General features: G+C 30.4%; 8 protein-coding genes and 1 pseudogene. All 9 read right to left on the reverse strand.

From position 1 onward, the window contains the following. Positions 1 to 716 precede the first annotated feature (716 nt). The gene (gene lpdA, locus N747_RS0101380; RefSeq protein ID WP_024563486.1) at positions 717 to 2090 is read right to left on the reverse strand and encodes a dihydrolipoyl dehydrogenase; all 1374 of its coding nucleotides are present in this window, start codon (positions 2088 to 2090) and stop codon (positions 717 to 719) included. A 24-nt stretch (positions 2091 to 2114) separates the two neighbouring features. Further along, complete coding sequence (locus tag N747_RS0101385; RefSeq protein ID WP_024563487.1) at positions 2115 to 3371, reverse strand: dihydrolipoamide acetyltransferase family protein; 1257 nt, start codon at positions 3369 to 3371, stop codon at positions 2115 to 2117. A gap of 135 nt (positions 3372 to 3506) precedes the next feature. Then, positions 3507 to 4481, reverse strand: coding sequence for an alpha-ketoacid dehydrogenase subunit beta (locus tag N747_RS0101390; protein WP_024563488.1), 975 nt, complete (start codon positions 4479 to 4481; stop codon positions 3507 to 3509). 2 nt (positions 4482 to 4483) lie between these two features. Next, the gene (gene pdhA, locus N747_RS0101395) at positions 4484 to 5575 is read right to left on the reverse strand and encodes a pyruvate dehydrogenase (acetyl-transferring) E1 component subunit alpha (RefSeq protein WP_024563489.1); all 1092 of its coding nucleotides are present in this window, start codon (positions 5573 to 5575) and stop codon (positions 4484 to 4486) included. A gap of 226 nt (positions 5576 to 5801) precedes the next feature. Continuing rightward, positions 5802 to 7610: an ABC transporter ATP-binding protein gene (locus N747_RS0101400; RefSeq protein WP_024563490.1), complete on the reverse strand. Its 1809-nt coding sequence runs from the start codon at positions 7608 to 7610 to the stop codon at positions 5802 to 5804. Positions 7611 to 7774: 164 nt separating this feature from the next. Beyond that, the gene (pheT, locus tag N747_RS0101405) at positions 7775 to 10243 is read right to left on the reverse strand and encodes a phenylalanine--tRNA ligase subunit beta (RefSeq protein ID WP_024563491.1); all 2469 of its coding nucleotides are present in this window, start codon (positions 10241 to 10243) and stop codon (positions 7775 to 7777) included. After that, a complete protein-coding gene (gene pheS / locus N747_RS0101410) occupies positions 10230 to 11261 on the reverse strand; it encodes a phenylalanine--tRNA ligase subunit alpha (protein WP_024563492.1) in 1032 nt (343 codons plus the stop codon). The genes pheT and pheS overlap by 14 nt, the downstream gene beginning before the upstream one ends. Positions 11262 to 11328: 67 nt before the next feature. After that, entirely contained in the window at positions 11329 to 11682 is a 354-nt protein-coding gene (locus tag N747_RS0101415; RefSeq protein ID WP_024563493.1) for a hypothetical protein, read from the reverse strand. A gap of 186 nt (positions 11683 to 11868) precedes the next feature. Further along, positions 11869 to 13558 (reverse strand): annotated as a pseudogene (gene asnB / locus N747_RS04275) (asparagine synthase B). Positions 13559 to 13601: the final 43 nt, after the last annotated feature.

Here is a 13601-nt window from a genome sequence, read left to right on the forward strand (position 1 = left end):
AATTTATAATTAATTAAATAAGAGAGTAAAACAAAAATTTAACATATAAAACCACAAAACACTATATGAATATAAAGCAAAATAGATATAAAAACAAATAAAATAAGTTAAAAAAATATAAAATAAAATTTTTGCCAATGTTTCTTTTTTTAATTCCACAAGAAAAAATAGTGCTAAAATCATTAGTATAACAAGTATAACAAGTATAACAAGTATAACAAGTATAACAAGTATAACAAGTATAACAAGTATAACAAGTATAACAAGTATAACAAACTATTTTAGTTTTTTCTCTTTAGAATTAAAACCTATATTACCACATCATAAATACATGTTTAAAATCTTGTCTAATATAGATTCACCAAAATTAATATTTTGAAGTGTTTTTCATTTGTTTTCGGTCTTTATAAACAAATTCTTTACCTTGGGTGGGGAGATAATTTAAATCCAATATAAAAAGGAATGTCAGTAAGAGTAAAAAATGGTAAAAAATAAAACTTTTCTAATGGTATATTTAGTAATAATTATTTATTATTTCCTTTTATTTAGAAATATTTGAGGATTTAATATTTATATTTCGCTTTAACTTTATTTTAAGTTTCGTCGTTTTATTTCGTTTCGTTTTTTTATTCTTCTTTTTATTTTCATAATTGAATCACCCCTTTAAGGAAAAAGAACCTATTAAAGGTTCTTTTTTGTTAAAAGATCAAATATAATTATGCATGAATTGGTTTGTCAACGGCTCCTAAAAGAGCTTCAAAAGTAAGTTCTGATAAGGTAGGATGAGGATGAATTGCTTGAGATAGTTCGTAAGCGGTTCCTTCAAGTTCCATTCCTACAGCTATTTCACTAATTAATTCAGTAGCATTGTAAGCATAAATATGCATTCCTAAAATTTCTAAATGTTTTTTGCAAACAATTAATTTAGCAAAACCTTCTTTTTCGCCATCAGCTAAAGATTTGCCAACAGCTCCGAGAGATATTTTAGAAACTTTATAATCAATTTGTTTTTCTTTGGTTTGTTTTTCGGTCATACCAATAGAAGCAATTTCAGGAAAACCATAAATACAAGCAGGAACACGGTCATAGTTAATTGAATGTGCTTTTTGTTCTAAAGCGTGTGTTACAGCTACAATGCCTTCATGACTTGCCACGTGAGCTAACATGTATTTGCCGTTTACATCTCCGATAGCATATACTCCAGGAATTGAAGTTTGACAAAAATTATCAGTTTGGACGCTATTGCGGTTAAGTGCTAAATTTAATTTTTCTAAGCCTTCAAGATTGGCTTTAGTGCCTACAGCCATTAAAATAACATCCGAAGTAATTGTTTTGTCAGTGCCTTTTTGAGTGTAGGTAGTTCGATTGTCATTAATTTTAGTTACTTCTACTTGAGTCAAAATTTGGATGCCGTCTGCTTGAAGTTTTTTGGTGTATTCAACAACAACGTCTTGATCCATACTATTTAGAATAGTATCTTGTCTTTCTAAAATAGTCACCTCGCTACCAAAAGAATTAAAAATAGTTGCAAATTCTACTCCAATAACACCGCCTCCTATAATAGTAACTTTGGAAGGGTAGCTTTCTAGTTGTAGTAATTCTTTACTAGTTTTAAGAATGCCTTTTTGATAAGCTTCTTGGGCACCTGGAATAGGGGGAACAAAAGCGGTACTGCCTGTTGCAATAATTAATTTTTTGGTGTGCAATAAGTTATTGTCTACTTGGACTTCGCAAGGAGAAAGAACACTTGCAAACCCGTGATAAAAATCAATTTTATTTTTTTTAAGGAGGAAAGATATACCTGTAGTAAGTTGAGCAACAATTTTATTTTTGCGTGATAAAATGGAGGACCAATCAAAAGAAATGCCGTTTTGTATTTTAATTCCAAAATCAGCACAACGTTTTATATCTTTATATATTTTGGCACTTTTTAAATAAGTTTTGGTAGGAATACAGCCGTAATTAAGACAAATACCACCTAATTTATGTTTTTCTATTAAAGCAACTTTAGCACCCATTTGAGCAGCTTTAATGGCAGCAACGTATCCACCAGGACCTCCACCAATCACTAAAATATCATAATTTTTCATAATTTTTGCCTTTGGTCTTTTCTGTTAGGATAAAAGCAATAAAGTAGGAGTTTTTAACAATTCTTTAACGCGTTTTAAAAATCTACCGCCATCAGCACCATCAATAATACGGTGGTCAATTGATAAGGAAAGAGGAAGTATATCTGCAATTACAATTTGATTGTTTTCAACTATAGGTTTTTTGGTGATTTTTCCTACTCCTAAAATAGCTAATTCAGGGTAATTTATAACTGGAGTGCCGTAAGTAATATCAATAGAACCAAAATTAGTGATAGTAAAAGTTCCGTTTTGAAGTTGATTTAATTCCACTTTTCTTTCGTTAGTGGCTTTGGCTACTTGTTGTAATTTTTGTGCCATTTCTAAAAGAGTTAATTTATTAGTATCTTTGATGTTAGGAACAATTAGACCGTCTTTGGTATCAACTGCTATTCCTAAATTAATGAATTTTTTGTAATTAACTTCTTCTTTAACGTCATCATAACTAGCGTTAAATACCGGGAATTCTTGTAAGGCAATTGTTACTGCTTTCATGATAAAAGCCATAAAAGTTAATTTAATTCCTTGGAGTTGCGCTTGATCTTTGGCTTGTTTGCGTAGTGTTACTAAAGCAGTAATGTTTACTTCGTCCATTAGAGTAGTTTCTGGGATTGTGCCTTTGGAAAGAACCATTTTTTGGGCGATGGCTTTTCTGAGGCGAGAAATTTTGACTATTTCTGTTTCTTGGCTAGATTTGGCAAAATTTTGGGTTGGGGTTTTTTGTTTTTGGACAAAAGAGGTTGTGGGTTGGGTTTGTGTTTGTAAAGGGTTATTTGCGTTTTGTAAATCTACTTTTAAGATTTTTCCATTTGCGCCTGTTCCTTTAATAGTTGTAAGGTCAAGTCCTAGTTCTTTGGCTAGACTTTTTACTAATGGAGTAGCAAGTACTTTTTGAGTTTGTAAAGAAGTTTGTGCGGATGTTTGTTCTTGTTGGGTGTCGTTTTTTTCTTCTGTTGCAGTTTCATTAAGATTTTGAGAATAAAAATTTTTAACTTCTGCATCGGTGTCGCCTGGTTCTTGGATTAAAACGATAGTGTCTCCTACACAAATAACTTCTCCTTCTTTAAGGCCTCTTTTTAAGATTTTTCCTGCTACAGGAGAAGTTAGTTCTACGTCTAATTTGTCAGTTTCAACTTTAACTAAAACATCACCTTCTTTTACTTGGTCGCCCACTTTAAAAAACCATCTTGTAATTGTACCTTCATGAATTCCTTCGCCGACATCAGCAAATTTAAATTCAAACATATTTTTATCTCCTTGATTATAATGCATTTTGGTTGTGGTTTTATTTTTTTGATTTAGATATATTTTATTTTTTAATTTGGGGGTGGTTTGAATGTGTTGTTGTTTTGTGATAAAAGGGGTTGATTTTTTGCTATCTTATTCGCAAACCACTTTTTTAATAGCATCAGCTATTTTTTCAGGGCTTAAAAACTGATAATGTTCTGCTTTGGCTAAAGGCATCGTGATGTCGTTTCCAGTAACTCTCGCAGGAGCTGCATCTAGGTATAAGAAAGCTTGTTCATTAACTAAAGCCACTAATTCTCCTGCAGGTCCGTAAGTTTTACATGCTTCATGAACCACTAAAAAGCGTCCAGTTTTTTTCACAGATGTAATTACAGTCTCTCTGTCAATAGGATTAATGGTTCTTAAATCAATTAGTTCTACAGAAACATTAGGATCAAGTTGTTTAATTGCTAATATTGTTTCTGTTACCATCGCTCCCCAAGCTACAACTGTAATGTCTGTTCCTTCTTGAACGATTTTGGCTTTACCAATTTCGACTTCATAGTCTGTTTCAGGAACTTCTTGACGGGAACCACGATAAATTCTTTTAGGTTCCATGTAGACTACTGGATCAGGGTCGTTAATAGCAGCCATTAATAAACCTTTAGCGTCGTAAGGGTTAGATGGAATAACCACTTTAAGACCAGGAACAGAGCCTAAAATTACTTCTAATGATTCGGAGTGATGTTCTAAGGATTTTACACCTCCACCAACTGGAACTCTTAATACCATAGGTACTGTGTAATTACCACGACTACGGTTACGCAAACGGGCTGCATGGGCAAATAGGTCTTCTAGTCCTACAAAAATAAAACCATCAAATTGGATTTCTGCAACTGGTCGCATGCCGTTAATGGCAAGTCCGATAGCACTTCCAATAATAGAAGATTCAGCAATAGGAGTATTAAAAACGCGATTTTCTCCGTGTTTGTCTTGTAAACCTTTAGTTACACGAAAAACACCACCTAATTTTCCTACATCTTGTCCAAAAAGAACTACTCTAGGATCTTTTGCTAATTTGCTATCTAAAGTTTGATTAATTGCATCTAGTAATGTCATTGAAGCCATTATTATTTACCTTCCTTTGTGTTGAAAAAAGTTTTGCATTCTTCGTATTGTTCTTCTAATTGAGGAGTCATTTTTTCATAAGTGTATGCAAAAATATCTTTAATATCGATGTTGTTGCCTGTTTGTTCTACTTTTTGGTGTGCTAAAATAACTTCTTCTTGGGCTTCTTTTTTGAATTGTTCTACTTGTTTTTGAGTTAGATAACTTTTATTTATCAAGTATTTTTGAAAACGTATAATTGGGTCTTTTTTACGCCACTCTAATTCTTCTTCTTTGCTACGGTAAACAGAAGCATTGTCGTTAGTGGAATGTGCTTCTAAGCGATAAGAAACATTTTCAATTAAAGTAGGTCCGTTTCCTTTTCGTGCTTCATTAAAGGCTTCTTGGGCTGCTACATAAACAGCTAAAATATCGTTGCCGTTTACTTGCATGCCAGGAATTCCACAAGCATAACATTTTTGAGCTAAAGTTTTAGCTTTGGATACTTTGTTACGAGGATTAGAAATTGAATACTGGTTATTTTGAATAAATACTACTAATGGTACTGCAAAAACAGCAGCATAGTTAAGACCTGCATTAAACTCTTCGTGTGCAGTTCCTCCGTCTCCAATAGTTGCAATAGTTACTTCTTTTTTGTTTTGCATTTTACTTGCTAAGGCAAGTCCTGCTCCTAAATTAACACTAGATCCAATAATAATGTTAGTTGGTAAAATACGCAACTTAGGGTCTAATTGGGAACCTTTTTCGTTTCCATACCAGTAAAGATAAAATTGTTCTAAAGAAACTCCACGGTAAAGAAAAATTCCTGCATCACGATAATAAGGCGATACCCAATCTTGGGGTTCTAAGGCGGCAGCGACACCTACTTGAGATGCTTCTTGCCCTGAGTTAAATAAATAGTTTCCCATGCGTCCTTGGCGTTGATATTTTAAGGCTGCTAAATCGGCTTGTCTACCTAAAATCATTGTTTTATACATTTTTAATAAAACATCTTTAGATAGTTTTGGTTCTAATTCAGGTTGAACAAGGTTGCCATTTTCGTCAAGTATTTGGAATTGTTTACCTTTTAGGGGGTCGTATACATTCGTTAACATCGTAACTCCTTATTTTATTTATATTAGTTTGTTTTTGATTAAATGTATTATATCTTCTTTATTTTGTTACTAAATATAATTAATTTAGTGTTATTTGATAAATATACATCTACAATTAAATTGTACTTGAAATTAAGACAAATGATGAAACAAAATAATGAAAATTTCAAGTTTAAGAGATAAAAAAAATATCATATATTATAATATATGATATTTCAATTAATATTTATTTATTGTTGATGATGTCAACTGGTTTTTTGTTAGACCATTTATAAATAATTAAAGATATAAATAGTATAGTTACAAAAAAAGTATAACTGAATGTTAATAAATTGAATAAAAAAACTCTTAAAAAAGGATTGAAGGCATAAAATGGCATATTTCCCCATCTAGCTAAAACATAATATTTGTTTTTAAAAGCAGAGTTACAATATTTATCTATTATGATGTGTTTCCAATTTTCCCATTTTTTATTTTCATAGTTTTCGCCATATATTTTTAAAATTTCTGCTTTTTGTTCTTGTTTTGCCTCTTTATAATATTTTACAATTTCTTCCACATTTTCAAAATCTTTTAATGGTTCCATTTCAAAAGATGAAAAAAAGTATGCTACTGAACCTGAACCGAACTTTATTAAAAACAATAAGAAAAATACAAAAGTTAAAGCCATTTGGAATAAAGCAAAAAAGAATGCTTCTACTAAAAAAATTTTACCAACATTAACACCATTAGAACCTAAAGCTCGTAGAGTACCCATTTTTTTATTTTGAAGTTTGGCACTCATAGAAAAATAAAGCATAACCATAGAACCAGGAACACATAAAATAATCAATATAATCCATTTATTAGTTATTAAATCACGAACATCAAAATATCCATTTATTTCGCCTGAAACATTACCCAATATGAATCTTTCTTCTATTTCTTCTTTTGTCATGGATTGATGATTATAATAATTTTGATTTTTGCTTTGTTTTAATTTTTCTTTTTCTTTTTTTTCATCTAGTAATTTTTTCATATGAAAAAGTTTTTTTTCGACTCCTAAAACTTTACCACTTAATGTAGGAAAAGCAGTCAAACCAAAAAAACCAGCTGCAATAGCAGTCACGAAAATTGATAATATTAAGAAAAACTTTTTATTTTTAAAACTCTTTAAAGCAGTCTTAGCAACAAACGAAAAAGGCAAACGACTAGGAAAAGATACAAAATCAGTATCTTGTTGTAATACTTTAGTCTCATCAGTTTTATCAAAATTTTCTAAATCAGGATTTTTAGTTAAGTTTGCAATCATTTCAGCTGTAAGAACTTGGCCTTCTTTAAATACTGGCTTTTTGTCTTTGCTTTTTTTAGTAGTTTCTTCCTTTCTTGTCATATCTGATAGGACTTTACCATCTTTACATTCTAAAATACGATCAGCATATTTATAAGCACTTTCACTATCGTGAGATACAATAACTACTAATTTTTCTTTACTTAAATTTTGAAGTAAATCAAAAACTTGGGTTCCTGTTTCTGAATCTAGACTTCCTGTAGGTTCATCAGCAAAGACCATTTTAGGATTTTTCACCAAAGCACGAACAATAGCAACACGTTGTTTTTGTCCTCCTGAAAGTTCATTAACTCTTCTATTTAAGAATGAAACATCCAATCCTACTTGGGTCATTAAATCATTAATTAAGGCAACATCTGGTTTTTTATTTTGTAATTGTAATGCTAAGACAATATTTTCAAATACATTCATATCTTCTATTAAGTTGAATTCTTGGAAAATAAAGCCAATCATTCCATTACGATAATTATCTAAATTTCTTTGATTAAAAGTTGTAATAGGAACTTTGCATACTTCAATTACACCACTATTTGCAACATCGATTCCTGTTAAAACATTTAATAAAGTAGATTTACCAGAACCTGATTTACCTAAGATAAAAACCATACCTTTATCAGGTAATTTTAAAGAAACGTCTTTCAAACCCATCGTCATGTTACCTTTTTTAGTAACATAATTTTTGCTTAAATGGTTGACATTAAACATTTTTAATACTTCCTTTAGCTTCTTGTTGATTAAAAAAATTTATAATTATATAAATGTAAAAAGTTAAAATGAGTAAAAAAACTAATTTACTACCGTATTATTTTATCACAATTATTATATTTTCATATATACTTAAAAAATAATATAATTTCTTTTATCTATTTTTATCTAATTTCAATGTGAAAATGTTTAATCAAATTAGAAGTAATTTTTTCCATACAATGTTCTACGTCTTGTTTTTCTAAGTTTTTTTCTAAGTTATTGAAAAAAAGTCTAAGGGCAAGGGAGTGTTTTTCTTTTGTTGTAGGCATTTGATAAACATCAAATAATTCACATTTGATTAAATCAAAAGGGGTTGTTTTTTTAATTGTTTGTTCGATTTGATAAAAGGAATATTTGGTATCTACTAAAAAGGCTAAATCACGAATAACAGTAGGAAATTTAGGGATTGGTTGGAAGGTAAGTGTTTTTGTAGTGTTAAGAATTTCATCCGTTAAAAAGAGTTCACAAAGAAAACTTTCTTTTAAGTTGTGTTTGGCATTAAGTAGGGGATGAGTTTTTCCGATGACTCCTATTATTTGGTTGTTAAATAATAAATTGGCTTGAATTCCTGGATGAAAATTGCTATGTTGTTGTGTTTTTTGATAAGTAAGGGTAATGCCTAGAAAAGTAATAATTTTTTCAAGGATTCCTTTGGTAACAAAAAAAGAACTTGAAACATCTTGTTTGTGCCATAAAGAATTTAAGAAATTGCCACTCAAAACAAAAGCAAGACTTAATGTTTCTTTGTTGGGAAAATAAGTTTTGCCAATTTCAAAAAAAGCAGTATCAAAAGTTTGTCGTTTGTGTTGATAGCTTAAAACTTCTACTAAACTACTTAACAAACTTTGTCTTAAAATCATTTTGTCTTGTGATAAAGGATTCATTATTTTGATAAAGGGTTTTTGAGGAGTAAAAACTTTAAACATTTCGGAACTAATTAAACTGTAAGTAATAGTTTCATAAAATCCTAAATTAACTAAGAGTTTTCGCAATTCTCTAATATTTTTTTGTTTCAAGGTCAATTTTCCTTGAGTGGGAATTTGAATTGTTTTGGGAGGTAATTTATGACAACCATAAAGTCTAGTTAAATCAGAAATGACATCTTCTTTGATTTTGACATCATAACGACGTAAAGGAGCTTGGAGTTTTAATTGTTCTTTTTTTTTCTTTGGGTTTAAATGTTTTGGTGTATGCATTTGGTAATCGAGGTTTAATAACCAATTTTTGATTTGAGTAGCGCACAAAGGAACGCCAATTTTTTTTGTAATAAAATCAACATCTAAAGAAATAATAGGATTAGTACGGATTTTTTGTTTTGTAATTGCTGGTTGGTAAGTAATTTTGGCATTTGTTAAAGTGACTAAAAGTTGGCATGCTTTTTGAAAAGCTAAAGGAATAAGACTTTGGTCAATGCCTCTTTCAAAACGTAGGGAACTTTCAGTTTTGGTTTTGAGTTTTTGACAAGTTTGGGCAATAGTTTGGGGCGAAAAATAAGCAGCTTCAAGAATAATTTTGGTAGTTGTAGGTTTGATGCTACTTTCTAAAAGTCCTACAATACCAGCTATAGCAATGGCTTTTTTGCCATCTGTAATAACTAAATCATTTTCATCTAAAACAAAATCATTTTGGTTAAGAGTTGTAATATTTTCTTGTGGCAAGGCTTTTCTAACTTTGATTTGTTGGATAGTGCCATAATCAAAAGCGTGTAGGGGAATGCCGTATTCGATTAAAATTAAATTAGTGATGTCCACAACATTATTGATGGGGTTGATGCCTGATTTTAGCAGGGTGTTTCGCAACCACAAAGGAGAAGGTTTGATGGTGATGTTTTCAATGATGCAAGCGTTGTATTCATAACAACTATCGCTTTCAATTTTGACTTTTAAAGGAGATTGAGGTAATTTTGAAAAAAAATTGGGGTTTAATTGATGAGTTATTTTTGGGATTGTTTTGTCTTCTTTGTTTTTTGTTTTGTAGTTGGTTTCTTTTTTTTCTTGATTGTTATTGGATTTTTGAGAAGTCAAAATTGCTTGAAGATCTTTGGCAAAACCTAGGTGAGATAAAAGATCACCACGATTGGGAGTAAGTCCTAATTCTAAGATAAAACCATCAAGCCCTAAAGGAATCAAAGCATTACTTCCCAAAACAATTTGGTCGTTGGGGTCATTAAAAATATAAATTCCTTCTTGTTCTTGGGGAGTTAAAAATTTGCTACTAATGCCCAATTCTTCCAAAGAACAAAGCATCCCTTCCGAAAAAAATCCATAAATTTTTTTGTTTTTAAGGGTGGAGTTGATTCCTTCCAAAAAAGAACCTTCTGAAGCTACAATAACCTTTTTGTCATTTTGTAAGTTAGAAGCTCCACAAACAATTTTTACTACTTTTGTGCCAATGTTAACTTTTACTAAATTTAATTTTTGGGATCCTTGAATTTTTTGAAAGTTAAGAATTTGTCCCACCACTAAATTAGTGTTTTTGGATAGGGGAAAAAAATTTTGTACTTCGGTAATATAATTGTTAGTTAAGATAGAAATATTTTGGGAAAGGGGTTGCAAAAGGTGGTTTTTTAAAATATTTTCAATAATTTTCATTGTTGTTGTTCCTTGCAAATTGTTTTAAAAAGCGAATATCATTGTTATAAAAATATCTAATATTTTCAATTTGATATTTAATCATAGCAATTCTTTCAATACCTATTCCAAATGCAAAACCTTGATATTTTTCAGGGTCATAATTGGCATTTTTAAGAACTTGGGGATGCACTAAACCAGCTCCTAAAATTTCTAAATATTCTTTGGTGCCATTTTTTTTGGTAATTACTAAATCAACTTCAATGCTTGGTTCGGTAAAGGGAAAATAAGACGGTCTTAAATGAATTTCTTGGGAAGTGCCAAATAATTCTTTGGTAATGATTAAAAGAGTTTCTTTGAGATGGGAAAAATTAATGTTTTTGTCAATTACAAGCCCTTCTAGTTGCATAAATTGATGACTATGGGTAGCGTCATCGTCGTCTTTGCGGTAAACTTTTCCAGGAGAAATAATTTTGAGTGGTTTTCCCTGTCGAGCTTTCATTTCTTTGACTTGGACGTTGGAAGTATGTGTTCGCAAAAGTTTTTGGGGGTCAATATAAAAAGAGTCTTGCATTGCTCTTGCGGGATGGCCTTTGCCCATGTTGAGCATTTCAAAATTATAAAAATCAGTTTCGATTTCGTTGCCTTCTTTAATTTCATATCCCAAAGATAAAAATAAATCTTCAATTTGTTCAATGATTTGATTAAGGGGGTGAGTGCTTCCTTGGCAAAAATTAAATGCTGATAAAGTAGGATCAATTTCTTCTTGGAGTAGTTTAGCGTTTAGTTGGTTTCTTTGTAAAGTTTCTTTTTCTTTTTGTAAAGTGAAAATAATTTCTTGTTTTAAAACGTTAATTAACTTGCCTGCAACTGCTTTTTGGTCATGAGGGAGGTTTTTTAGTTCTTGGGTAAGTTCAAACAAGATGCCTTTTTTGCCTAAAAATTCTTTGTCTAAGATCATCAATTGGTCTAAATCATGTTTGTTTTTTTGTAAACTGGTGTTAAATTGTGCGGTTAGATTTTTGATTTTTGTTTGCATAAAAATAATGACACTTTCTTTATTTTGGAAATTAAAAATATTTGGTTTCGGTGTTAAAATTAAAAAACTACATTTGAATTATCGAAATAATTTGTCCTTTAGTAAGTAACGATAGCCACATTCCTAAGGTGGCTCCTAATAAAACTCCTAAAGAAATGCCAAAAGATCCTTTTTTTAATCCTAAAATAGTACCTCCCAAAAACATTCCTGCTATCATTGCTGTTAAATGTAGTTGGGTGGTTTTTTGGTAAATATTTGTTTGAGTAGGTTTGTTTAAATAAATTGCTAATACAACAATGACAATAGAGTTAAAAATAATGCAATTGCTTAAAAGTTTACTACTTAAAAAAGGTTTTTTGTGTGTTTTGATTTGGGGAAAATTGTTTTTTTTAATTAAGGCTTTTCTTGGTTTTTGGTTCATATAAATATCCTTTCTGGGATAAAAGTTGTAAAAATTTTGAGTTGCAAAAATGGATGTTATAAATGTTTGCAAAATATATAATTTATGATTTGTAATTTTGGATTAGTTTTTTTATTTTATATTTGGTTCGAACAAAAAAAATAAAAGCAAAAAAATAAATTTAAGTTGGGAATTGTTGAATAAAATTTATTTGTCATTATAAGCTTCATTATGAACTCCTAATGCAGCGCTTACTGAAGGATCTGATCTCGTTTATTTGTTTAAAAGCTTTGGTCCATTCGATAGATTTTTTAGTACAAAAATCAATTGAAGGACCACCCCAGGAACACAAGACTTATTGCGCTTGGCAAAGGAAATAAGGTTTCAAAAATTTCGAGATACATGTAGCCTTCTTTATTTATAGGAGTATTATAAGGAAAACGAACATAAGTATTTTTTAATTACATATCTGTGATTTTTGTTTGGGAAAGTTGTTTTAAAGCATCAATCCAACCTTAGCCTAATTCCATCAGAAATTTTTTTTGAAGCCATGAAAAATCTTTTGGGTAAATAAATATTCAAATGTTTGTCGCAGAATATGTTTTTCTATTTTGCCATTTGTGCTGCGCATTTTACTTTTGGGATTGAGTCTCATAGCAACATCTAAAAAGTTTTTGTCTAAGAAAGCCACTCGCGCCTCTACTCCTCAATTACTCATTGCTTTGTTTTGGCTCGTCGTGCACAATCATATAAAATCTAATGAAGCTAATTTACGGACTGTTTCTTTGTGGAATTCTTAAGCATTAGGGTCTTTATGAAAATATAGATAACACCTCCAAAAATTTCATCATCACCTTTTACTAGAAAGAATCATTTTAATACTCATAGCTTTATTTTTTCGAGCTATTAAATACATATGAATTGATGCGTGAATAGTTATAATATCATACGTTGCAATATTATAAATGAAATCTTTTAAAGTATCTATGCCTTCTTTAATAGTAACAATTAATTTCATGATGGACTTTTCTCAAATGATTATTGGTTGCTTCTTTGGCAGATTTAAGATAAGGAGCACCTTTAAGACCCACAGCAAACGAATGAAGTGAAGGAAACCAAGCATCTTTTTTGCTTGATTCTTCTATGCGGTGTTTGGCAAATTTTTTAGTGATTCCAGAAATAATAGAAGAGTCAAGTCCACCAAATAAAAGTACGCCATAAGGAACATCAGACATTAAATGTTTTTTTATTGATGTTTCAAGAAAATTCCGTAATTGGTTTGTTTTTGTTTGATTGTTTTAAACATTTTGATAATCCATCCAATCGCGTTTATAATATTGGACCATTTTACCAGATTCACTATATAAATAATTTCCTGAAGGAAAAATAGAAAGGATTTTACAAATGGGAATTAGGGCTTTAATTTTGGAAGCTATATAAAAATTTGGTCAAGGTCATATCCCATATAAATCGTAATTATTCCGATATGATCGCGTCCTATAAGATAGGTGTTATATAAAATTAAATGAAAACATTCCTTTCAATTCATCTAAAAAATTAACACCTTTTTTTGATATAGTTCTAAAATAACTTCGCAATCTGATTCTGTTTGGAACTCACATTTATCTTTGTATTGTTGGCTCAAATCTAAGTGGTTATAAATCTCTCCATTTATTGCAAGTGCTAAGGTTTTGTTTTATTATAAAGTGGGTTGGTTTCCCACAGCATTGACATCTACAATTGATAGTATTTCGTGTGCTAAAATGGCTTTTTGAGAAGCAAAAATTTCTGATCAATCAGGTCCTCGATGGAACATCAAACTTGAAAGTTTAAGAGTTTGGTCACACAACATTTTTGGATCGGTTTTAATATTTAGTATTCCAAAAATTGAACACATTTTATTCTCCTTTAAACGCATTGAAAACATATTTTATTTTTTT

The organism is Candidatus Phytoplasma tritici, assembly GCF_000495255.1.
In the GTDB taxonomy this organism is placed as follows: domain Bacteria; phylum Bacillota_I; class Bacilli_A; order Acholeplasmatales; family Acholeplasmataceae; genus Phytoplasma; species Phytoplasma tritici.

What these genes read in the sequence shown, in the direction of transcription:
- lpdA (WP_024563486.1), bottom strand. Translation starts at nt 2,090, where the DNA reads ATGAAAAATTATGATATTTTAGTGATTGGTGGAGGTCCTGGTGGATAC.
- N747_RS0101385 (WP_024563487.1), bottom strand. Translation starts at nt 3,371, where the DNA reads ATGTTTGAATTTAAATTTGCTGATGTCGGCGAAGGAATTCATGAAGGT.
- N747_RS0101390 (WP_024563488.1), bottom strand. Translation starts at nt 4,481, where the DNA reads ATGGCTTCAATGACATTACTAGATGCAATTAATCAAACTTTAGATAGC.
- pdhA (WP_024563489.1), bottom strand. Translation starts at nt 5,575, where the DNA reads ATGTTAACGAATGTATACGACCCCCTAAAAGGTAAACAATTCCAAATA.
- N747_RS0101400 (WP_024563490.1), bottom strand. Translation starts at nt 7,610, where the DNA reads ATGTTTAATGTCAACCATTTAAGCAAAAATTATGTTACTAAAAAAGGT.
- pheT (WP_024563491.1), bottom strand. Translation starts at nt 10,243, where the DNA reads ATGAAAATTATTGAAAATATTTTAAAAAACCACCTTTTGCAACCCCTT.
- pheS (WP_024563492.1), bottom strand. Translation starts at nt 11,261, where the DNA reads ATGCAAACAAAAATCAAAAATCTAACCGCACAATTTAACACCAGTTTA.
- N747_RS0101415 (WP_024563493.1), bottom strand. Translation starts at nt 11,682, where the DNA reads ATGAACCAAAAACCAAGAAAAGCCTTAATTAAAAAAAACAATTTTCCC.